Raw genomic sequence first — 23,203 nt, forward strand, 5'->3', positions numbered from 1 at the left:
GTTACAAGACTTATGCCAATTAAAATAAATTATTAAAAACAATGAGATAGGGAGTTGTCAATATAAGTAACAAAAACTAACTGTCCGTATATAGAACACTTTAAAGTGAGTTGACTGTCCATTAATGGACGTTTTTTTACTAGACGTCTGATTTAAAAGTAGGATAGACTAAAAATATATTTAAGCAGTGGATTATGGAAATGAAGCAAGCGGGCTCAATTTTAATTGTTGATGATAACCCTGATATTCTAATAGCCGTCCAGTTATTGCTCAAACAGCATTACCAAACAGTTATAACCACAAATAATCCTTTTGATATAGAACAGATACTTAACGAGCAGAAAATAGAAGTGATCTTGCTCGATATGAATTTTAATCATGATGCTATCAGTGGCCAGGAAGGTTTTTATTGGCTAAAGAAAATTCTAGCTCAAGACCCCTCGATTGTTGTGGTACTGATGACCGCTTATGGCGATATTCAGCTAGCCGTTGATGCGATTAAAGCAGGTGCTGCTGATTTTGTTGCCAAACCTTGGAAAAATGAACAGTTATTAGCTTCAATTACCGCTGCTTTTTCTCATGCTAAAGATAAACAACAACTCGGTAAGCTTACACGACAAACGCAAGGTTTGAATCAGGCACTTAGCGGACAAAAGTTCGAATTTTTAGGCAAAAGTTCAGCCATGCAACGGGTATTTGATACCATAGAAAAAGCAGCTAAAACAGATGCTAATATATTGATCACTGGCGAGAGTGGTACAGGTAAAGAATTGGCTGCGCATGCAATACATTTAGCAAGCCATCGAAGTGATCAGGCTTTTATTAGTTTGGACATGGGATCGGTTTCTCAAAATTTATTTGAAAGTGAGCTTTTTGGTCATAAGAAAGGGGCATTTACCGATGCTAAAAATGATCGGGTTGGACGTTTTGAACTCGCGAATAATGGCAGTATTTTTTTAGATGAACTCGGCAATTTACCCTTGAAGCAACAAGCGGCTTTACTTGCCGCATTGCAGAATCGTCAAGTCACCCCCGTTGGTAGCTCCAAGGCTATTAACGTAAACATTCGAATCATTTGCGCCACTAACGAAAACCTAGCACAGGCAGTGCAAGAAGGTCGCTTTCGACAAGATTTGCTTTACCGTATTAATACCGTAGAAATACGCTTACCGCCATTACGCGATCGCCTTGATGATATCCCATTACTTGCACAATATTACCTTGAGCATTTTAGTCATAAATATAAAAGAGTAGTCAGTATTACACCGGATGATATGAAAGCACTTTGCCAGTACCATTGGCCGGGTAATGTGCGTGAACTGGCACATGTTATAGAGCGAGCCGTTATATTAAGTGACAGTGATATATTAGATGTTTGTGCTGTCGTTGGTTTAGATAAAGTAGAATTTGAAGGAACAAATAATGCCTTAGGTGGAAGGCTTTTGACGATTAACGAAGACGATGCCGTGGTGAATAATTCCGAGGTGAAAAACGATGATGATTTTAATTTAGATAGAGTCGAACAACGCACTGTTCGAGCTGCCTTGAAGCATCATCAGGGAAATGTTACTAAAGCGGCTAAGGCGCTCGGTTTAACACGAGGGGCAATGTATCGTCGCTTAGAAAAGTATGACCTTTAGGATGAATACTTTAAATAAGCACTCACACTTATTATTAGGTATTTATTTTATTTCGCTTTTGGCTTCCGTTGTACTGTTGACCTGTGTTTATTTAACCAAAGGCTTGTCAGCAACATCGTTGCTACTGCTTATTATCTCAGCGTTATTTTTAGTCTCGATATTTTCGTTATTTAACCGCCAAGACAAACAGGTTATACAAGTTATAAAAGCACTCGCTAATGGTGATAACACATTAGGCTTTAGTTCACATCATCCTATGCGTGAATATTTTGACGAAGTACAACAGCAAATGCAGACAGCAAGATTTAATTCAGAGCAACAAAGTGAATTTTTTAAAACACTATTAGTACATATAAACCTTGCCGTGATTGTTTGTGATGCCAAAGGGAAAGTTATTGAATCTAATCCTGCCGTTGCCAGGTTATTAGGTAAAAGTGTCAAGGACCTTAATGATTTGAGTCATATTGGCACCATGATCTTAATGACAGATAAACCCCTTCATAGCACTGTGCAATGGCAATATGGCGAACAACAAGATACCTTAACTTTACAAGTGAGTATTGCTGAAATTCAAGGACAAGAACGTAAAATTGTTACCTTACAATCTATCCATGAATTGTTATTAAATAAAGAGCAACAAGCGTATAAACGTTTAACTCAAGTGCTCACTCATGAAGTTGCTAATACGATTACACCATTGGCTTCCCTTGCTCAAACCTGTCAGGGGCTTTTGCCACAAATGTTAAGTTTTAATGATGAAGAACACAAACAAGACTTACAGTTAGGTTTAACTACGTTAGCGACAAGAACAGAGTGTTTAGGCGATTTCATTGCAAGTTTTAGGCAAATAAGCAGCTTACCACTTCCTATGTTAGTGCCAACGCAGGTCACTGATATTGTAGAGCGCATTGGTGTTTTACATCAGCAACAATTAGCAGAAAATAATATTACTTTTGATATTAAGATTAAAAGTCAGCAGTTGGTGATGTTAGATAGTAGCCAAGTTGAACAAGTACTCATTAATTTAATAAAAAATGCTATTGAATCGGTCACTTTAGGCCATGGGCAGCAAAGTGACCGAGCTGAAAAAAACCTTGAACAAGGAATAATTAGTTTAACCGTTGGACAAAATAGCGCTCAACAACTGTATATTGAGATCGCAGATAACGGCGCAGGCATCGCAGGACATGTTATCGAGATGATTTTCGTGCCATTTTTTACGACTAAACAGCAGGGTTCTGGTATTGGGTTAAGCCTATCAAGGCAGATAATGGTCAACCATGGCGGTGACTTAGTGTATCTAAATCGCCCGAAAGGAGCTTGCTTTAGGTGTATCTTCGGTTAATCAGATAGTTGCATTCAAAGTGGTAATCTACACGGTTTTTAAGTATTAAAAGCTATTTTCAATGTAAGAAACATGCTTTGTAGTATTAGTTAGCTTCTTGTATCGAAACAGCTTCCGAAGTTTAAATTTACGACAGCTTTAAGATCAAGTGATGGAAATTCCACGACTGCTTACAGAGCTCGTGGACACCTCATCATAATATTCAGGAGTCGTTATCGATACTAAATCTAATCCTAATCAACTTTAAATTACCTCAGATAAAGGTTTTCTTTCAGCGATTGGTGATGTGGAACCATGAAGAGTCTGCTTTCGCTAATTAGCAATTTGAAGTCATTCCAATAAAATTACGTGACCGACTATATTGGTGGCTTAGCTCACTATCAGGAACAAGAAAGATTGAACACTCTAAACGGCTTGAATATCTATTGATGTTAACTATAATCGTATCTTTGTTAACATTAAGCTAGTGACCATTAGAGACTAGCTAGCCATAAGCGGAAGTAAAGCAATCATCAATATAGTTCAGGTCATGCCATATTAGAGATATTAGCCATTACAGCTAATTGAGCATGGTGGAGCCGAAATTTTTTAGTCTCTACTACATATGGGGTATTAAGAGGAAACTCCAAGTTACTTATCAACAAATAAATCGACATATAACTCATCACAATCAGGGTCGTATTTATACTGTTCAAACTCAGTATAACCACGCTCACGTAACAAAGTTTCATCAATGAAACTCTCACCAGAAACAACTTTACTCTCGCTGGTTAAAATTTCATAAGCGGCATCAGCCATAATTTTTGGTGTACGTGAAACCTTTAAGAGTTCACGGCCAACAGCAAATTCTATTGCGGCGGTAGCAATCGTGGTTTGAGGCCAAAGAGTATTGGACGCAATACCTTCGGCGCGTAGCTCCTCGGCTAACCCAAGCGCCAGTAATGTCATACTATATTTAGTTACAGTATAAGGAATATGTCCGCCCAACCAGTGTTTTCCCATATTAATAGGAGGAGAGAGCGTTAATATGTGTGGGTTGTCAGCCTCCTTTAAATAGGGAATGGCCATTTTTGAACAAGCTAATGTACCGCGAGTGTTGATCGAATGAATCAAGTCAAAGCGCTTCAGCTCGGTGTTTTTTACGTCAGTTAATTGAATGGCGCTGGCATTATTGACTAACACATCAATACCCCCGAAGGTATTAGCAGCCTGCTGCATAGCTTCTTCTATCTGCGCCTCGCTACGCACATCGAGTTTAATGGCCAGTGCTTTACCTCCTGCATCCTCCACTTCTTTAGCGACAGAGTGAATGGTGCCAGGCAGTTTAGGGTGAGGTTCATCTGATTTGGATGCTATAACGATATTGGCACCTTCACGGGCACAACGCAGAGCAATTTCACGACCAATACCTCGACTGGAACCTGTAATGAAAATAGTTTTATTAGCTAATGTTTTCATATTTCTCTCACCTACTCTATTGATAGGATGATTCATTATTAAGCTTTAGTGTAGTCACTTAACAGCTAATTGTGGATACTTTTCAGTAATATCCACTCCTTACTTTTGATTAGTTATGGCTAAATAACCATCAATTTCAACAAATTAGAACGGTTTAATTAATGAAAAACTATTACTAAGTAATCTCAGTAATATGACACGAATAATTCATTAGAAAATATATGGCAAAAAATTACATATTAATGTCAGCAATGCGCACAGAAAAGCCATAAAAACGAAATAGTAAAACTTCCGCTTTCATATCTTTGTTAACATTAAGCTAGTGACCATTAGAGACTTCTTCAACTAGCCAATTGCGGACATTTAACATGTCCGCATATTGATAAAAAATGACACATTTATTTTTGTAAGATACATATGCCGATTTTGTAATTTCAACACTATGGCTTATTAGCCTTAATCGATTTTAATAGATTCAATTGACGAGTTTTGTAGGCGTTATTTTCAACATTTTCGACAATACTTTTTTTAATAACCAATCTTCTCATTTCTAGAGCTTTACCTAAGTCACCATTAGCTTCATAGCCATCAGCTAAACTGTCATAGGCGTCAGCTCTATAAGGGTAATTTTTAACATTTTGCTCAAAAATCGCTATCGCTGTAGTAAAGTCTTTTTCCTTCAGGGCGTTATAAGCTACTCTATTAATAGATCCATAACTTGGCTTTATTTCATAACCATAAATTTCTGATTGCTTTTTGTAGAACTCTTTGATCGCAGGAATACCTTTAGATATAATCTCGTGACTCGGACGTAATGCAGCATATAGCTTTTGAAAAGCTAATGAGTGTCCGGCAAGTGCTGTTGTATTATGAGTTTCGGAGATATCTAAGTCCAAATTAAATTTAAACCTTTTTGGATTATTTGAATTAAGCAATTTTGTATATCGCTCATATGAACTTAGCATATGACCACCTTCGCTCCCCATATTTACGTACAGGTACATATTTAACTCGTCTGGTTGTTTTAAAAAGCTTTCGGCCTCTTTGAATATGATCTGTTTATGCCACCATAAACTGGGGCTAAATGCGAAGTGCGCTTGAAATAGCTCAGGTCTCGACTGCAATGCATAGATAGAAAGCAAGCCTCCTAAGGAGTGACCTGACACTATTTTGAAATTGTTTGCTCGATATTTTTTATTAACATATGGAATAAGCTCCTTCTCAATGAAATCAAGAAAGTCATCTGCACCACCTGAAACTCCCCACTCGTTATAACTTTCATCATAACTAGGAGTGAAGTCCCTCGTGCGATGTGTATTCATTATTGCGATGACAATCATCTCTTGCGCCATATTAGATTGATTAAGTAGATCTAAAGTACCTATGGTATGAGCAAAGTTTCTTTGCCCGTCCAATAAATACAGGACGGGATAATCAAGCACTTTATTTTCTTCATAGTTATTCGGTAAATGTATTAACAAGTCTCGTTGCTCTGATAAAACGGTTGAATACAAGCTGTCAGTTATTGAAGTGCCGCGTACACTGGCATTTACTTCTTCAGAGCTAATTAAAAACACAAAGAGTAGAGTTGCTATCTGTTTAAACATAAAAGTTTCCATTATTTTATTAATATTAGTGAGTTAATGTGACGAATAATCATAGAAAAGTAATGATGATGTTGGGAAAAAAGGTGATGAAAAGGTGAATTTTAAGAATTAGTCGGCATATTAGAGAACTGAAGCTAATTCATTTTTCAATATAACTTTCTGTGTGATATCGTTTGAATGAGGTTGATTAATTTGAGGCTTATTACAGTAGGTTATGATTAAATTTGGCGAGTATATACTCGATGTAGAACATTCACGTTTACTGAATGCTAGCGGTAATTCTGAAATATTTATAGAGCCTAAAATATTTGAGTTACTACTGCTATTCATTGAACGCCCTAATGCTGTTATATCAAGGCAAGATATGCTTGATCAATTATGGGCAGGTTCTGTAGTTACCGATAATGCCATCAATAAATTAATAGGTAACCTTCGCAAGTTACTAGCTGATGATGCGAAAAAACCGAATTACATTCAAACTGTACCTAAACGGGGATATCGTCTAGTTTGTAATGTTGAAACACTAGAAGTCACCGATTCAACCCAAAATGATTCAAACTTAATTAATACAAACATAGCCCAAATGACTTCACTTGGTTTTTTGGAAGAAAAGTGGAAAACTTATACAGGGATTTCTTTCGCTGTTATTTTGATCATTGTCTTAAGCATTTTCATAACACTTAAATCTAGTAACAACAGTTCCTCAAATAATAGCTACTCTGTAGCATTAACACGAGACCAAGGCGCAGAGCTTTCTCCTATAATGCACCCAAACAATACGCACTTATATTATTTAAAAGAAAATGATGAACATACAGGTCTTGAGCTATGGATCAAAAATATTGACACCTCCGTCACTAAACAAGCAAAAGTAATAAGCAATATTAGTCAAATCATTTCTATCATTGAAGACAGTAATTCAAATCAAACTATCATCTTTTACCTTGATATATTGGCGAATGAATGCGGAGTTTATCAAGAAATTTTGCCAGCGCCAGAAGAGCTAAATCAAGTAAGCCAAGCCCCAAAAAAAATATTCGATTGCAGTGATAAGAGAGTGAAAGATATAGATTATCATGTTGGTCAGAATGCCTTTTACTATGCTGCTCAACCTAAGAATTATTGGCCGAATCAAATTTATGCTTTTGATGTTGAAGCTGGAGAGCACAGGATTGTTACCCAATCACAACCCAAGGGTTGGGGACACCATAGTCTTGATATATCCCCTAATGGCGAAAAACTTTTAGTAATGAGTACAGATAGTGATTACAAAACGCAGTTACTGTCGCTAAATTTGTTGGATAACAAAATTACAAAGGGGATCAAGTTTGAAAAGCCTGTGTACGAAGCTATATGGCATCATGACTCAGAGCAAGTGTATTACTTTGCTCCTTCACCTTCTCAGCGAATCATCAAAAGTGACATAAATGGCGAAAATTCTACTGAAGTTATCAATATATCAGAAGAAATATTGCCAAAGCTTTCAAGGTTGCCTGACGGTAAAAATTTACTTTTTAGTACAGAGAACAAAAACTATAACAATCGCTGGTTAATGTCTTTGAAAAACAGTGAACCTATTGATAATTCATCAGTACTTGATGTTTATCCTGCACTATTTCACAACAGCGACCAGTACCTATTCGTTTCAAAACGAAGTGGCCGTATGCAGTTATATTTGGCAAACAACCAATATCAGCAAGCCAAAGTAGTCACTAATTTACTTAACTCTCATTGGCTTAAATACGTTTCAATTTCTGAGGACGATAAACATGTTTTATTAAATGTTGATAACAAGGTTTATCAAGTTCCCATAAGTGAACTAAACCCAAATGAACCTTTGACTGCATTTAAATCAGAACATTTGATTTATGAAAGTAAAAATCCAATCATTTCTTTGGATTGGCTTACGAGCCAGGGTGTGGCTATTACTAGGGTAATTAATGGAAACCCTGAGTTGGTAGTAATCCAAGTTTCTAACAACAAAAAACTAAAATTTGACGGAAGATGGGCTTATGGCTTGATGGACAACGAGCAACTAGAACTTATATATTTTATTGAACAACAAAGTAACCTTTTGTACCAAGTAAGTTATTCGTCTTTCGAAGATAATCTTTCTAATAGTCAGCTAAGTTTTATCAATACGCAAATATCACTACCAACTGATTTTTATCATGTAAAAATAGATTCCAATATCTTATATTACGTTAATGCCGAAAGAGGAAACGAATACCTTTACGCGGTGCCCTTAAATAAAAAACATGAAGGCAGTAAGCTATTATTGAATGACTTCTCAAGTTATGACGTAAGCAAAGGCAATATCATGGTTAGTGATGTTGAGAGCATAGAAGGTGATGTACATCGTACTATGTATTGAACGTCCGCTTTCGTATCTTAGCCGACATAAATTGAGGTGAATATTAGCCACCATTTTTGACCGCTAAAGGCTCCAAATGGCCCTTTCGTATAATCAATCTTATGACTGCTTTATAGAGTTTCTTTATTTGTTAAGTGGCAACGCTGTATGTAATTGTATGGCCGTAGTTGATGCAATTGGGTGGTAAAGTCACACGTTATTTTCCAATTAGCTTTAATTTAGCACAACAAAGAGCACCCTATTAATGTTGAGTTAGCTGTCCTATTTTATTAGCATATTCAGGATGAAGCTAAAATGGGGGACGATTACCTTACTGTGAATAAGTATCTTGATTTCTATCAATCTTTTTTTGTTTGTCTGAGGCATTATCGTAACAACATAGTTGATTACCGTGCGTCGATTATTTTAAGACGAATGCCTTTTTATATTCATTTGTACAATGGTATAGCTCACAAGTTTTTTGGAAATAAAAATGATTATTTACTCATTAAGCACAGTTTTTACTTACTTTTACTTATATTGTTGAGCTATAAAAATATACAACCTCTATCCTAAGTGAAGTATTTAGAGCTTAATATGTTGTGTGAAAGTGTCGAGTAGTTCGTCTGTTCTGTGAGTAACAAACAGTAGGGTGGAGTTACTTTCTTTCATTATCATTTTAATGATCTTCAATATGCGATGACGATTAAATTCATCTAAACCTTGTGTAATTTCATCAAGGATCAATAACAAAGGCGCTTTAATTAATGCTCTTACGATAAGTGCTAATCGTTGTTCACCAAAACTTAAATCGTTAAATAATGTTTTTTCTTTATGATTTAAACCTACCTTTTTTAACCATTGCTCAGCGTATGTTATATGATATTTTTCGGGTTGCTGATACAGCCCAATAGAATCAAAAAAACCTGAAAGTACTACCGTGAGTAAATCTGAGTTTACGCGATACTGGCGATGCAATTCAGGCGTAACTATGCCCATATCTTTTTTTAATTGCCAAATACTTTCTCCGCTACCTCGTTGATGTCCAAATAGTGTTAAATCGTTACTGTAGCATTGTGTACATTCGCCGGTTATTAAATGTAATAACGTTGATTTACCACTACCATTTCGGCCGGTAATTAAGGTATGTTGTTGTGGCTTTACACTTAAATTTAGCCCTTGAAAAACGGTTTTACTTTGATAACGAACGGTGCCATTAACTAATTTCACCAAATAATCATGTGCATTGGACTTAGTCGCATAAAATTGTTCTGGCAGTGTAATTTTGTCATCATCGTTTTTAAAAAAATCATCGAGTTTGGCTTGTGTTTTAGCACAATGTTGAGTCCCAATAACGTTAAAGTCCCCCTGTTTAATTACCGCTAATTGTTCACACCAATCAGGGATGTCGATGCGGTTACCCAATAGAAGAATAAGCGTGATATTGCTGTTTTTAATAATACCTTTAAAAAGTGTCGATAAAGTCTGGCTACTTTCTTGATCTAAACTGTCAAAAGGGTCTTCACAAATAATCATTTTCTTTTCATGCAGAAGCGCTGAAAGTATCAGTAGTTTACGGCTTTCACCTGAACTTAATTGTCGGTAACCTGAGGTTAATAAATGTGCTAATCCTACGAGTTTAATAAGCGGGTCGTTTAATTTATCTTGAGGCAAAAACTCTTTTACGAGCGTGCCAAGATCCTGCTGATCTATAAAGTCGCTATTATCGATTTTTAACTCGTGTTCATAAATTTTTTGTTGTGCTTCAAAGGAAATAATAGCGATGTCATTCGGCGCTGGTAACAGTATTTTTTCTACAGAAATTGGCGTTATTTCTCGCGATAGCAATTGAGCAAGTTCTTGTTTTCCTGAGTCATTAGTGCCTAGAATACACCAAGTGCTCGAATGACCAATTGGCCAACTCTCGACCATTAACTTAGCATGACAATAATTTTTAATTTCAAAGGTATTCAACATAACCAACTTTTTGTAAAACAGCATACGCCATTATTTTCTACCACTTTACGCTTTGCAAGCCTAATCCTTAATATTGCTTGATTTCATGTGTTAGTTATTACTCGTTCAGCCATTACTTAATGCATTTTAAAAAGCTCATGAATCGTCAAAAAGAGCACAATTATAATTGTATGTGATTTACTGAGATTTTATATGCCATAAAAAACCCCTAATAATAAATATTAGGGGTTTGTTTTCAGCTTTTAACTTTCAGCCTTTAACTTATAGCTTCAAGTAGCTTCAAGCTTAACCATTACTGACATCTTCAAACTCAGCATCAATAACATCTTCGTTACTAGCTTCGTCATTGGCAGCATTTCCTTGTGGTTGCTCTGCTTGTTGTGACTGCGCTTGTTGAGCTTGCATCATATTAGTGTAAGCCTCTTGTAATGCTTTTTGTCGCATTTCAATTGCGCCTTTATCATCGCCATTAACCGCCATTTTCAGTTGCTCGATTAAGGTTTTAAGCTCGCCTTGTTGATCATCGCTTAACGTGTTCATCGAGGTTTGTACGGTATGAATTAATTGATCAGCTTGGTTACGTTGCTCCACTAATTCACGCTTTTTCTTGTCTTCAGTCGCGTGCATTTCTGCGTCGTTTACCATGCGATTAACTTCATCTTCCGTTAAACCACTTGATGCGGTAATTTTAATGCTTTGCTCCTTACCGGTTGCTTTGTCTTTCGCGGTAACATTTAAAATACCATCAGCATCGATATCAAAAGTAACATCAACTTGCACTGAACCGCGTGGGCCAGGGTTAATATCCGTTAAGTTAAATTGACCTAACGATTTATTATCTGTTGCCATTTCACGCTGGCCTTGTAACACATGAACCGTAACCGCCGCTTGATTATCTTCAGCCGTAGAGAAAGTTTCAGAAGCACGTGTTGGTATAGTGGTATTTTTATCTATAAGCTTGGTCATTACACCACCTAAGGTTTCAATACCCAGTGATAACGGCGTTACATCAAGTAATAGCACATCACCAACTGTTCCTGACAACACACCCGCTTGAATCGCTGCACCCATGGCAACCGCTTCATCAGGGTTTACATCTTTACGTGGTTCTTTGCCAAAAAAAGCTTTAACGGCTTCTTGCACTTTTGGCATGCGTGATTGACCACCGACTAAAATTACTTCGTTAATATCGCTTTTGCTTAAACCCGCATCTTTTAATGCTTGCTCACAGGGGGCGATGGTGCTCTTTACTAAGTCATCAACTAGTGACTCTAATTTGGCGCGAGTAACTTGTATCTTTAAATGTTTAGGGCCACTAGCGTCAGCAGTAACGTAAGGTAAATTCACGTCGGTTTGTAGTGCTGATGACAACTCGATCTTCGCTTTTTCAGCCGCTTCTTTAATGCGCTGTAGGGCTAAAGGATCTTGTTTGATATCAATACCACTTTCTTTTTTGAATTCATCAGCAAGGTAATTTATTAAGCGTAAATCAAAATCTTCACCACCTAAAAAGGTATCACCATTGGTTGCCAACACTTCAAATTGCTTTTCACCGTCCACATTGGCTATTTCGATAATAGAGACATCGAAAGTACCACCACCTAAGTCATAAACGACCACTTTTTGGTCAGCTTTACTGTTTTTATCAACGCCATAAGCTAATGCTGCGGCTGTTGGCTCGTTAATAATACGTTTAACATTAAGCCCAGCAATTTTACCTGCGTCTTTTGTTGCTTGGCGCTGTGAGTCATTAAAGTAGGCAGGTACGGTAATAACCGCGTCTGTTACTGTTTCACCTAAATAAGCTTCAGCATCTTTTTTCAATTTACGTAAAACTTGTGCTGATACTTCTTGCGGCGATAAAGCTTTGCCGTTTACTTCAACCCAAGCGTCACCGTTACTTGCTTTAACGATTTTATAAGGTGCAAGTTTAATATCTTTTTGTACTTCTTTATCATCAAATTTACGACCAATTAAACGTTTAATCGCAAATAATGTATTTTTAGAGTTTGTCACCGCTTGTCTTTTTGCTGGTTGACCCGCTAATGTTTCATTGTTGGCATATGCAACAATTGATGGTGTGGTACGGCTACCTTCCGCATTTTCAATAATTTTTGCAACGCCGCCTTCCATCACTGCGACACATGAGTTTGTTGTACCTAAATCAATACCAATAGTCTTAGACATAATAATCACCTATTCTTTTAAAACTTCATAAAAAGGTCTGATGCTTTATGGCTATATTCCAGTAAGCAATTTGACCGTATAAACAAACTTGTATTAACGGTTTAACGCAAGCTGTTTGGTTAGTGGGGCTATAATACGGAAGGTGGGGAAATGCTTCTGTCACAAATATGACAGTTGTGATGATTTTTTACTTTTTATTCAACTTAATATATTTTAAATATAAAATTCAATGAATTACTTGAGGTGTTCGCTGACATTAAGCAAATGAAAAATAAGATTAGTTTTTGCTATATTGCAACAACGGGGTAGAATAAAGCCATACACTTAACTATGGTTTAAATCATTGTACTTATGAATAAAGATGTTACCCATTTGCCTAAAAAAGCCAGTCCAGTATTGGTAAAGCAAGCTAATATTTTTGCAGATTTACCGGCAAAATTAATTGAGGATTTTCAACAAGAATTTCAGCTTGATGAATGGCGCAAAGGTGACTACTTTGATTCAAACTTACTAACACAACGTTTTTTTGTGGTACTTGATGGCAGCATAGAAATTAAACAAAGTAATCCCGAAACAGGCAGAGAAGCGACATTAGATATGCTTTATGCAGGTGATTGTTTTGACTTGATGGTGTTATTAGACGATCAACCCCATGACGTGATTGTTTCCCCTTTGACTACGGCTAAATTGCTGTCGGTTAAACTGGCTACCATGCGACACTGGTTGTGGACCTATCCAGAGTTTAACCAACAATTTATGCCTTATTTGGCAAAGAAAATGCGTGAAAAAGAGCAACAGGCAAGTGATTTAGTTTTACATGATGTCACTACACGCTTAAGCCGTATTATTTTAGAACATATTAATAAAATTAAGTTTTATTCCGGTAGTAAAGCCGAAGAACATCAGCATCATTTAGTAAATGGTTTAAACGATGAAACCTTAGCGCGAATGACAGGCTCGGTAAGGCAAGTGATTAATAAACAATTACAGCATTGGAAAAAAGCAGGTACCATCGATAAAAAACGCAATCAATTGATTGTTAAAGACCTAGAAGCATTGGAAAAAGCTGCGAAATATACCGAAAGCTTAGCTAACGTGCCTATGGTTAAACCTTAGTAGAACATCCAGATCTTACTTAACCATTATGTAACGGTTTTGTTACAAAAGGTAAAGTATCCCTTCGCACTTGTACGTACAGCAACCCTATTTTTTAAAATATAAGGATGTTAAATTACACCTAAATATTGCTTTTGGGTGAAATTCTTCATATGAAGAAACAGTCGGGTTTCACGTTAATAGAATTAGTTATTGTTATTATTATTTTGGGGATTTTAGCCGCTACGGCTTTACCCAAATTTATAAATTTACAAGGTGATGCGCGACAAGCCGTAATGAATGGGCTTAAGTCATCGTTAGAAACAGCAGCTACTTTTACTTACACTAAAGCGATTATTGAAGGGGTGGGGAATTCCTTTGATGAAACGCTGTCATCAGGCATTAGAATAAGATATGGCTATCCCTTTGCAACCCAAGAAAACTTAAAGGCAGTACTCAATTTCACTGAAGACGACTTTAAACTTACGGGAACTGATCCCGAGATAATTTTTACCCTTACCAATGATACTGAAGGTTTGACAACAAGTGAAATTGAAAGTGCTGGCGTCTGCAAACTGACTTATACCCGAGCAGATCAAGGCGAACGACCAGCGATCACTATTTCAGGTTGCACCGATTAACTATGAGGCAATGCCTAAGTGCTATTAATGGGCTAAGAGAATTAGCGCCATACTGAAAATCTCAGTATGGCGAATAAATGAAGCATCTACTTTTTCTATGCTTCATCCTCAATATTTTTGTCGCTATTCGTTGCTAGCGCTTTTAAAGACTGATAAAGCGCTTCTTCTTCGGTTGACAAACTTTTTGGAAAAACAATTTTTAATTTCACAAAAAAGTCTCCGGCAACTTTACAAGGCAGTCCTCGGCCTTTTAAACGCATTTTACTGCCACTACTGATTAACTTAGGCAAGCTTAAATCAATATGTCCTGTAGGTGTTGGTACTTTTACTTTTTCACCTAAAGCCGCTTGCCATGGGCTAATACTAAGTTCTGTTGTTATATCAGCACCTTCAATGGTATATAGTGAGTCTGGATTAAATCCTACTTCTAGATATAAATCGCCATTAGGTGCGCCCCCAACGCCTGCTTGTCCTTGCTTTTTCAAACGTATTTTTTGACCCGGCTTAATGCCTTTTGGAATACTGACCTTTAATGTACGATCTTTAGTTTGTGTTCTTCCTTGTTGATCAACCACTTGGTCTTGTAGTGTGAAATTACGGGTTGCGCCGGTATAAGCATCTTGCAAATCAATCAATATTTTTGCGTTGCTATCTTGCCCTTGCATAGACCGACGACCGCGCGCTGCATGTTGACCACCACCGAAGCCGCCCCCAAATAATGATTCAAAAAAATCACTAAAGTCGCCTTGACCGCCAGCACCCGCATTAAAGTTACCGTTGCCTTGTTGGTATTGATCTTGCCAACTAGGTGGTGGTGTAAAGCCTGATTGGCCTGCTTTCCAATTGCTACCCAGTTGATCATAGGCTGCGCGCTTTTCTTTATCACGTAGCACTTCATAGGCTTCGTTTATGTCTTTAAAACGAGTTTCGGCATCTTTTTCTTTACTGACGTCTGGATGAAATTTTCGCGCTAATTTCCGATAAGATGTTTTAATTTCATCTTGGGACGCGGTTTTATCGACGGCCATAATTTTATAATAATCTTTATAATTCACACTGACCTCCTGCACATTTTCTGCAGATAAATTTTTGAACTGAATTTTGCTAGATAAAGCCGATGATGATTAACGCAAGGTAAAAGTCACCAACGAATAATTTTTGGTAATCCTATTTGATAATTCCTAGTATAAATACATAGAAAAATAATCAATGTCAGCAATATGACACTTTACGTTAATTATGACATGTACACTTTGAAATTTCGTGCTATTTTCAGTAGAAATAAAATAAATCAAATTGATCTTAAAGGAAAAATATGTCGCATACACTTATACATAACGTAGCAGCATCTAAATATGAATATCACATCGAAAGTCATATTGCGTATATCACTTACGATGATCAAAATGGCCATATGCATTTAACGCATACTGTCGTTCCTGAAGCACTTGCTGGCAAAGGCTTAGCTAAAACACTTTTAGAGGCGGTACTTGCACAGATTAAAAAAGATAATAAACAAGCCGTCGCACAGTGTTCATATATTGTTAAGTATTTAGAAAAAAATCCAGAAGCAAAGCACTTTTTTGTTTAATTATTTCGTTAGATTAATAATGAAATTATATGTTTCTCAGCAATTTCGATTACAGCGTACATCTGAGCTGCGACGTTATAGTATCCGCCAATACGGTGTTTTCTTATCTGTAAATCTATACTATAGTTACAAGTAAAATGGGAATATATATGAGGGTTTTCTTACTGATTTTTATCGTGTTTTCACTGTGTTCTTGTCAGCCACAGTCTCATGATCATACCTTGAGAATATCGGCAACTAACTGGCTAGGCTACACTCCACTATTCTATGCGAAAGAAAAAGGCTCACTTGATTTAATCGATATTAAGCTTATTAATGTTGTTTCGCTAAGTGAAAATATGTACCTCTTCAAAGCAGGTAATTCTGATGCCTTTTGTGGCACTCAGTACGAACTCTCAATTTTGAAAACTCAGCTGCCAAACGTAGTGCCCATCATGTTATTTGACCGTTCAAATGGTGGCGATATGGTCATGAGTAATCATTCAATTACTGAGTTGCAGAATAGTACCAGTGAAGTTGATGCTTACTTAGAGATGGATTCTATAAACTTCACGGTGTTGAATGACTTTATTCGCAAATTTAACATCGATGAAAGTAGGATTAACTATATTGATAGAGACCAAAGTGCTATTTCCTCGCTGACAAATAATGAACCGAATAAGCAGATATTAATTGTTACTTATATGCCTTACGACTCTAAATTAAAGAATAACGGTTTTAAAGAGATTATATCAACTAAGAATGGTCTTGATTTATTGGTAATAGATGCGCTTTTTACCCGTACAGAAGAGCTTATTGCACACAAAGCACAATTTATTGCCCTTAAAAAGTTAGTTGATGAAGCCATTGCCTCATTACACTCTGATCCTAAAGAGTTTTATGAAACCATAAAACCCTATTTTACTGGCTTGACCTATGAAGATTTTGTAACCGAACTGCATGACATTGAATGGATTAATAAAGAACTTGAAGATGCATTAGAGCTGCGTTTGCAAGAGTCAGATTTTTCAACTAAAGAGCTCATATGAATTTAACGATTAAAAAAGTTGCCTTTGGTTTAATCTTTTTCTTACTTACCGGTATGTATATTATATTTGCATATTATTATTTTTCTCAGCGTGATATTACCGCCAAAATCATTGTGACAAGTATAAAGAACGATCTTTCTGAACTGTCCTATGTTTTATCAAAGCAAATAAAAAAAGAGCCCATTTCTTCTGCTCGACCATTGCTTGATAGAAAAGCGGCTAATAATAAATATTTGAGTGCTATTGCCATTTTTAAAGATGACGAACTCGTCATGACAACCGAACACAAATACTCAAAAATACCAACAGCAAGTGACTTGTATTTTGCTCCGCATAAAAGTGACTTCACGTTTCTGAATGACAAAAGTGCATTACAGGGCAATATTCACTATTACCAGGGGAAGTTAATAAAAAATTACGCACTGGTTTTCTATTTTGATAATGAATATATCAAACATAACTTTACGCAAGCGAAGCGTGATTTTATTCTGTTTTTTATCCTTATACCCATTATTTTTGTGGCTATAATTTGGCTGGTTATTGGCCGACTAGTCGCTCTGCCGCTAGAAACTTTACGCCAATATGCTTACTATCATTCAAATATTCCCAAGCCGTTTATAATTCGGGAAATCGAATATATACGTGCTTCTATGGTGCAAACATTTAGTCGACTAGACCAGGAAAAAAAGGAACTTTATAACTTAGCTAGAACAGATTCACTTAGTGGACTTGCCAACCGAAATTACTTACAGGAAAGAGTGGAACAAATTATAGAGGTGAGTAACAGAGAGCAAAAAGAATTTGCACTATTGTTTCTAGACCTAGATCACTTTAAGTCAGTTAATGACTCTTTAGGGCATGATGTTGGTGATGAATTATTAAAAAGTATTGCTCAAGCAATACAAAAAATTCTACGTATTAATGACGTTGTAGCACGTATCGGTGGTGATGAGTTTGTTATTGTACTAACGCACTATAAAGACGATGTTGAATTATATGAAATCATCGATCGAATTCAAACTCAACTCATGAAAGCATGGTTAATTAATACTTTTACCATTCAAATTACCAGTAGTATCGGGATCACTATTTACCCTAAAGATGGCGATGATCTTGTCTCATTAATGAAGAATGCCGATATTGCCATGTATGAAGCGAAAGCACGCGGCCGGAGAGGGTATCACTTTTTTACAGAGTCGCTTAATGTCAAAACTCAGGAATATATAGCGCTGACAAATGCAATGCGTGAAGCGCTGAAAAACGATCAGTACGAGCTCTATTACCAGCCACAAAATGATGTGAAAACAGGTGTTATAACTGGCGCTGAAGCACTTATTCGCTGGAAAGGTTCTAACGACGTGTTTATTCCTCCTAATATTTTTATTCCTATTGCTGAACAGAATGGCTTTATTATTGAGCTGGGTGATTGGGTACTGGAAACAGCGATTAAACAACTGCACCTTTGGGAAGATAATGATTATCAGCTTAGAATGTCAATTAATGTTGCTGCTCAACAAATTCTACAACGAGGTTTTGTTTCTCATCTCAAGTTTTTATTAGACACCTATAAAGTAAGCGCTAACAAAGTTTTGCTAGAGATTACTGAGTCTGTATTTTTAAATGACAGCAAAGCTATACATAAAACGTTTTCGGCCATTAAAGCCCTAGGCGTTAAAATATCACTCGACGATTTTGGTACAGGCTATTCTTCGTTATCGTATTTAAAAACCTTTCCTATCGATGTGCTCAAAATCGACAAGGCATTTTTGGACGACTACGATACTCAAGAAGGTGCAATATTTATTGAGACCATTGTTAATATGGCTCAAACGCTAAAAATAAGTGTAGTGGCTGAAGGAGTTGAAACACGAGAGCAAGTTAACTACTTATCATCATTAAACTGTGGATATTACCAAGGCTATGTGTGTAGTCCTCCCGTTGAAATCAATGCTTTTGATCGACTGTTTAATGAAGCAGTTGTATTACAAGTGTAGGAGATTTTAGTTAATATTTGCTCGATTCAACTTATATGGCTTGTAGATTGTATTAACTTTGATAATTGGACTTTTAAAGCTATTAATAACTTCTGAATATTGTTGATTAGATATTATAGAGGTGCCGAAATATAGCGGCTTAAACATGAAGCAAGGTTTACGGTTTAAATTTAACTGATTTAAAAATCCGTTTACCTTGATCTAACTCAATTGTATTTTTAAACTCGATTAACATCGAAAAGCTCGTATTACCGGACACATTAGCAATGGTTAGTGCCATTTTATTTTGCTGTATTAATATTCTACCGTGATGGCCGTCAATTATTATAAGCTCAGAGGTGGCACTTGATAATTCACTAAATGTAGAAGCATATCGGCCTAAATCATAAGTTAATATTAAGTTTTTATTTTCTAATTGACCCGCAATTGAATCTATAGCTTGTACGTTGGCCAGGATTAAGCTAACTGGGTGTTCGAAGCAAAATTGATTATTTGGACAATGCTCAAGCCATTTATCAAGCTGCTTTGTATCATGACTATTTACTGGGTTTATAAAAAATAAAGTAAAAAAACCGACGATTAATATAGATTTACCAAGTGGCATAGGTGCTCCATGGACTAAAAGCCTACGATAATTAAGAATAGGTTTTAATTTTTTTATGAATTTTCAAACGTTAGTTTTACTGTTTTTCTAATTAAAAACCCCAAAGGCAGCAGTAATAAAACTAATGTGCTTGGCTCTGGAACAGGTGCACTAGGAGTAGCGACAATCAATACTGGATTAATGTCAATCCAATACTCTTTATCAGTAGCCTGTCCATTATTTTTAACTAAATAGCTGGTATGAATAGTGTTGACTTCAGCCAAAGTCAACGTGGTATTGTTATTTAGAGAACCATTCATTAGGAATTGACCAGATCGGTGAGGTAATCCTAAATTATGACCTAATTCATGGGCTAATAACTCTCCTCCGAAACTGCCCGCAGCGAAAGAAGATTCTACGACAAAGTCATTTCCTGGGAATTCTCCGCAGCCTACTATATTAACGTTTATTATTCCGCATGCGCTGATAGTGTCTATAAAGTAAAAATTTACCACATCAAATGCACCAACAAGTTGGTTAAATAGCTGAAAAATTTCTGCGTCACTTGATATATCTAGCAGGGTTGGGAGAATTAATTCTGTAGCTTTGCCTATACGTATGTCGATTGGTCTGTCGTCAAAACTCGTTTGAGAAAATATACGGTCAAGCTCATTTTCATTTGTGGTAATGAAGCCTGCTTTAGCTTGAGTTACAACTAACAATCCAAGGGCAAAGAGTAGCGAATTTAATACTTTCAAAGAAGTTCCTTAATAATTGTAGAATGGTGAGGCGCTTTTTATCATTCACTTGTAACTTTTAATTATAGGTAATATAAGACATATTGCGCGTGATTTTTGCTGAATTAGAACGATAGACCAGCTTTGGAGAAGGTAAGCTGGTTGAAAATATAATTAAATAAGGTAGTAAGTTGCTAGTTTACCTTCCTGTTGAACTCAAGTTATAAGGTCTTTCTAAGGCAAATTTTAATTTTAGTACACAAGTAGCATCAGCATTAAATCATACAATAATGCACTGTTTATAAAATAATCAATTAAAAGTAAAGTTTCGGTGGGGCTCAGGGCGTTATTGCTGTATAATGCGCGGCTTTATTATGGTGGCTGAGTTGGTGTTAATTGATACATCTGGCTTGGTTACAGCAATCTCAGTATTAACTATCACTTTAAAGCTATCCGTTAGCACTTGTGAGTTTAGTTAACGGAAAATAGGAATACCTCTTTGATCACTACATCGAACATTACCATGCAATTTGGCGCAGAGCCGTTATTTGAAAACATTTCGGCTAAATTTGGCAACGGTCACCGTTATGGTTTGATCGGCGCAAACGGCTGTGGCAAGTCTACATTTATGAAAATACTGAGTGGTGATTTAGTGCCAAGCTCAGGCAATGTATCGGTAAGTACAGGCAACAAAGTCAGTACTTTGGGCCAAGATCAGTTTGCCTTTGAAGCACACAATGTTATTGATACTGTGATCATGGGTGATATGCCGCTATGGAAAGTTAAGCAAGAAAGAGATGCTATTTATGCACAGGCTGAAATGAGTGAAGCCGATGGTATGCGTGTTGGTGACTTAGAAAGCGAATTTGCAGAAATGGACGGCTACACCGCAGAAAGTCGTGCTGGCGAAATATTGCTTGAAGCCGGTATTGATGAATCTTTTCATTACGGTTCAATGCAGCAAGTAGCACCGGGTTGGAAGCTACGTGTTTTACTTGCACAAGCCTTGTTCGCAAACCCAGACATTTTATTACTTGATGAGCCTACCAACAACTTGGATATTCATACCATTAGTTGGTTAGAAGGTGAGTTGAATAAACGTAAATGTACTATGATCATCATTTCGCATGATAGACATTTCCTTAATTCTGTCTGTACTCATATGGCTGATATTGATTACGGTGAACTGCGTATTTATCCTGGTAACTATGAATTTTACCTAGCACAATCTGGGTTGTTACGTGAGCAGTTATTAGCGGGTAACGATAAAAAAGTGGCTGAAATAGCTGAACTGCAAGACTTTGTTAACCGTTTTGGCGCGAATGCTTCAAAAGCGAAACAAGCCAGTTCTCGTGCTAAGAAAATGGATAAAATTAAACTTGATGATGTTAAATCATCGAGCCGTATTACGCCTAAAATTGCTTTTGCTCCAGGTAAGAAAATGCACCGTCAAGCCTTAGAACTTGAAAATTTAAGTCACGGCTTTGATGGCAAAGTATTATTTGAAAAAGGCAACTTATTACTAGAAGCCGGTGCTAAGTTAGCTATTATTGGCGAAAACGGCGTGGGTAAAACTACCTTGTTACGTTGTTTAATGAGCGAATTAGATCACCTTGAAGGTGTTGTTAAGTGGTCTGAAAATGCCTCAGTGGGTTATTGTCCACAAGACAGTGGTTCATTTTTTGATAATGACTTAACGCTAATGGAATGGATGTCACAATGGCGTCGACCTTGTCATAACGATTTAAGTGTACGTGGTATGTTAGGTCGTATGTTATTTACTGATGACGATGCGAACAAAAAAGCCCGTAACTGTTCAGGTGGTGAAAAGAACCGCTTGTTATTTGGTATGTTAATGATGGCTGATATCAATGTATTGATCATGGATGAGCCAACTAATCACATGGATATCGAAGCGATTGACGCACTAAACAACGCGTTAAAAGATTTTGAAGGTACATTAATTTTTGTCAGTCATGACCGTGAGTTTGTTTCAAGCTTAGCGACCCGTATTATTGATATTAAAGATAAAAAATTAATCGATTTTCAAGGCTCGTTAGACGAATACCTTGATAACCAAGAACAAATGAAAAAAATCGCTTAGCTTTAATTAGTTATTAGCGCGTAGCGGGTACAAAATAAACCTACAATGAAATATGTTTCAGTTGAAGAAAGCACTAAACTGTGTGCTATTATGAAGCATATTTCATTTAATTAGATTAACACCACCATGTTAGTTTTCCTCTCTAAGACATTCTTTCGTTGAACATAGCTCAAGCTACTCCTCTGGGTGATGACCCAACATTATTTGAATCACTCTTTGAATTAATAGCAAATGACATTGTCGAGAAGGGTTACAGTATTTGCCCTTATGCTTTACCTGAAAATTTGACTTCACTATTGTTGCAACATATTACTCATCTGCCTGAAGGTAATTTTAAGCGTGCTGGTATTGGTCGAGCAAAAGACCATGTTATTAATGACTTTATTCGTACTGATGAAATTTGTTGGATAACCGGTAATAGTGAGGCCGGTGGTGCTTGGATAAACTGGGCTGGCTTATTGCAAAATTATCTAAATAAGCGCCTGTTTCTAGGTTTGTTTTCTTTTGAGAGTCACTTTTCCCATTATGCCAAGGGCGACTTTTATAAAAAGCACAAAGACGCTTTTAAAGGTGAAGATAACCGTGTGTTATCTGTGGTGGTTTACCTTAATCCTAATTGGTCTGCAGAGGATGGCGGAGAATTGATTATTTATCCTCCACAAGCCGCACAATCAAGCATTATTGATAATGGTAAAATAACGGTAACACCAAATTTTGGCACCATAGTCGTTTTTTTAAGCGAAGAGTTTCCTCATGAAGTATTACCCGCTTTACGCGATCGTTATGCTATTGCAGGTTGGTTTCGATTAAATACCAGTATTGCTAATAATATTGATCCACCACGTTAATGCAAGCTCATGGAA

At 36.6% G+C, this 23,203-nt stretch carries 17 protein-coding genes; 10 read left to right on the plus strand and 7 right to left on the minus strand.

Going from position 1 to position 23,203, the window contains the following annotated elements:
- Window positions 1-200: 200 nt before the first annotated feature.
- Entirely contained in the window at window positions 201-1,640 is a 1,440-nt protein-coding gene (locus tag B5D82_RS04250) for a sigma-54-dependent transcriptional regulator (RefSeq protein ID WP_081154305.1), read from the plus strand.
- Window position 1,641: 1 nt separating this feature from the next.
- Window positions 1,642-2,985, plus strand: coding sequence for a sensor histidine kinase (locus tag B5D82_RS04255; RefSeq protein WP_081149497.1), 1,344 nt, complete (start codon window positions 1,642-1,644; stop codon window positions 2,983-2,985).
- 630 nt (window positions 2,986-3,615) lie between these two features.
- Here the strand turns inward: B5D82_RS04255 and B5D82_RS04260 are convergent.
- Window positions 3,616-4,443, minus strand: a complete 828-nt coding sequence (locus tag B5D82_RS04260) for an SDR family oxidoreductase (RefSeq protein WP_081149498.1) — start codon at window positions 4,441-4,443, stop codon at window positions 3,616-3,618.
- A 440-nt stretch (window positions 4,444-4,883) separates the two neighbouring features.
- A complete protein-coding gene (locus B5D82_RS04265) occupies window positions 4,884-6,050 on the minus strand; it encodes an alpha/beta hydrolase-fold protein (RefSeq protein ID WP_081149500.1) in 1,167 nt (388 codons plus the stop codon).
- 214 nt (window positions 6,051-6,264) lie between these two features.
- Here B5D82_RS04265 and B5D82_RS04270 point away from each other — a divergent pair, with 214 nt between their 5' ends.
- A complete protein-coding gene (locus B5D82_RS04270; protein WP_081149502.1) occupies window positions 6,265-8,424 on the plus strand; it encodes a winged helix-turn-helix domain-containing protein in 2,160 nt (719 codons plus the stop codon).
- A 564-nt stretch (window positions 8,425-8,988) separates the two neighbouring features.
- Here the strand turns inward: B5D82_RS04270 and B5D82_RS04275 are convergent.
- Together B5D82_RS04275 and dnaK are read right to left on the minus strand one after the other, a co-directional pair.
- Entirely contained in the window at window positions 8,989-10,380 is a 1,392-nt protein-coding gene (locus tag B5D82_RS04275) for an ATP-binding cassette domain-containing protein (RefSeq protein WP_081154307.1), read from the minus strand.
- Window positions 10,381-10,665: 285 nt separating this feature from the next.
- A complete protein-coding gene (dnaK, locus tag B5D82_RS04280) occupies window positions 10,666-12,567 on the minus strand; it encodes a molecular chaperone DnaK (protein WP_081149503.1) in 1,902 nt (633 codons plus the stop codon).
- Between the two features lie 351 nt (window positions 12,568-12,918).
- Here dnaK and B5D82_RS04285 point away from each other — a divergent pair, with 351 nt between their 5' ends.
- Together B5D82_RS04285 and B5D82_RS20230 are read left to right on the plus strand one after the other, a co-directional pair.
- Window positions 12,919-13,683 carry a Crp/Fnr family transcriptional regulator gene (locus B5D82_RS04285; protein WP_081149505.1) on the plus strand — a complete coding sequence of 255 codons (765 nt, stop codon included), beginning with the start codon at window positions 12,919-12,921 and terminating at the stop codon, window positions 13,681-13,683.
- A 152-nt stretch (window positions 13,684-13,835) separates the two neighbouring features.
- The gene (locus B5D82_RS20230) at window positions 13,836-14,303 is read left to right on the plus strand and encodes a prepilin-type N-terminal cleavage/methylation domain-containing protein (RefSeq protein ID WP_081149506.1); all 468 of its coding nucleotides are present in this window, start codon (window positions 13,836-13,838) and stop codon (window positions 14,301-14,303) included.
- Between the two features lie 95 nt (window positions 14,304-14,398).
- On the opposite strand, the gene B5D82_RS04295 is transcribed toward B5D82_RS20230, so the two are convergent.
- On the minus strand, window positions 14,399-15,358 hold the full coding sequence (locus B5D82_RS04295) for a DnaJ C-terminal domain-containing protein (protein WP_081149508.1): 960 nt from the start codon (window positions 15,356-15,358) through the stop codon (window positions 14,399-14,401).
- 260 nt (window positions 15,359-15,618) lie between these two features.
- Here B5D82_RS04295 and B5D82_RS04300 point away from each other — a divergent pair, with 260 nt between their 5' ends.
- The 3 genes from B5D82_RS04300 to B5D82_RS04310 all read left to right on the plus strand — a co-directional run bounded on the left by B5D82_RS04300 (window position 15,619) and on the right by B5D82_RS04310 (window position 18,916).
- Window positions 15,619-15,894 carry a GNAT family N-acetyltransferase gene (locus B5D82_RS04300; protein WP_081149510.1) on the plus strand — a complete coding sequence of 92 codons (276 nt, stop codon included), beginning with the start codon at window positions 15,619-15,621 and terminating at the stop codon, window positions 15,892-15,894.
- Window positions 15,895-16,043: 149 nt separating this feature from the next.
- Entirely contained in the window at window positions 16,044-16,922 is an 879-nt protein-coding gene (locus tag B5D82_RS04305; RefSeq protein WP_081149511.1) for a type 2 periplasmic-binding domain-containing protein, read from the plus strand.
- A complete protein-coding gene (locus B5D82_RS04310; RefSeq protein ID WP_081149513.1) occupies window positions 16,919-18,916 on the plus strand; it encodes a putative bifunctional diguanylate cyclase/phosphodiesterase in 1,998 nt (665 codons plus the stop codon). The genes B5D82_RS04305 and B5D82_RS04310 overlap by 4 nt, the downstream gene beginning before the upstream one ends.
- Before the next feature lie 157 nt (window positions 18,917-19,073).
- On the opposite strand, the gene B5D82_RS04315 is transcribed toward B5D82_RS04310, so the two are convergent.
- Complete coding sequence (locus B5D82_RS04315; protein ID WP_081149514.1) at window positions 19,074-19,520, minus strand: hypothetical protein; 447 nt, start codon at window positions 19,518-19,520, stop codon at window positions 19,074-19,076.
- A 53-nt stretch (window positions 19,521-19,573) separates the two neighbouring features.
- Window positions 19,574-20,257 (minus strand): PEP-CTERM sorting domain-containing protein, encoded by a 684-nt coding sequence (locus B5D82_RS04320; protein ID WP_081149515.1) that lies wholly within the window; start codon window positions 20,255-20,257, stop codon window positions 19,574-19,576.
- Between the two features lie 478 nt (window positions 20,258-20,735).
- On the opposite strand from B5D82_RS04320, the gene B5D82_RS04325 reads away from it, so the two are divergent.
- Window positions 20,736-22,340, plus strand: a complete 1,605-nt coding sequence (locus B5D82_RS04325) for an ABC-F family ATPase (protein WP_081149516.1) — start codon at window positions 20,736-20,738, stop codon at window positions 22,338-22,340.
- 158 nt (window positions 22,341-22,498) lie between these two features.
- Complete coding sequence (locus B5D82_RS04330; protein ID WP_081149518.1) at window positions 22,499-23,188, plus strand: 2OG-Fe(II) oxygenase; 690 nt, start codon at window positions 22,499-22,501, stop codon at window positions 23,186-23,188.
- Window positions 23,189-23,203 lie beyond the last annotated feature (15 nt).

This window comes from Cognaticolwellia beringensis, assembly GCF_002076895.1.
Taxonomy (GTDB): Bacteria; Pseudomonadota; Gammaproteobacteria; order Enterobacterales; family Alteromonadaceae; genus Cognaticolwellia; species Cognaticolwellia beringensis.

Bases quoted from the DNA above. Each gene is read 5' to 3' on its own strand.
- B5D82_RS04285 (WP_081149505.1), top strand. From the start codon at position 12,919: ATGAATAAAGATGTTACCCATTTGCCTAAAAAAGCCAGTCCAGTATTG.
- B5D82_RS04305 (WP_081149511.1), top strand. From the start codon at position 16,044: ATGAGGGTTTTCTTACTGATTTTTATCGTGTTTTCACTGTGTTCTTGT.
- B5D82_RS04270 (WP_081149502.1), top strand. From the start codon at position 6,265: ATGATTAAATTTGGCGAGTATATACTCGATGTAGAACATTCACGTTTA.
- B5D82_RS04315 (WP_081149514.1), bottom strand. From the start codon at position 19,520: ATGCCACTTGGTAAATCTATATTAATCGTCGGTTTTTTTACTTTATTT.
- B5D82_RS04310 (WP_081149513.1), top strand. From the start codon at position 16,919: ATGAATTTAACGATTAAAAAAGTTGCCTTTGGTTTAATCTTTTTCTTA.
- dnaK (WP_081149503.1), bottom strand. From the start codon at position 12,567: ATGTCTAAGACTATTGGTATTGATTTAGGTACAACAAACTCATGTGTC.
- B5D82_RS04260 (WP_081149498.1), bottom strand. From the start codon at position 4,443: ATGAAAACATTAGCTAATAAAACTATTTTCATTACAGGTTCCAGTCGA.
- B5D82_RS04255 (WP_081149497.1), top strand. From the start codon at position 1,642: ATGAATACTTTAAATAAGCACTCACACTTATTATTAGGTATTTATTTT.
- B5D82_RS20230 (WP_081149506.1), top strand. From the start codon at position 13,836: ATGAAGAAACAGTCGGGTTTCACGTTAATAGAATTAGTTATTGTTATT.
- B5D82_RS04265 (WP_081149500.1), bottom strand. From the start codon at position 6,050: ATGTTTAAACAGATAGCAACTCTACTCTTTGTGTTTTTAATTAGCTCT.
- B5D82_RS04275 (WP_081154307.1), bottom strand. From the start codon at position 10,380: ATGTTGAATACCTTTGAAATTAAAAATTATTGTCATGCTAAGTTAATG.
- B5D82_RS04250 (WP_081154305.1), top strand. From the start codon at position 201: ATGAAGCAAGCGGGCTCAATTTTAATTGTTGATGATAACCCTGATATT.
- B5D82_RS04300 (WP_081149510.1), top strand. From the start codon at position 15,619: ATGTCGCATACACTTATACATAACGTAGCAGCATCTAAATATGAATAT.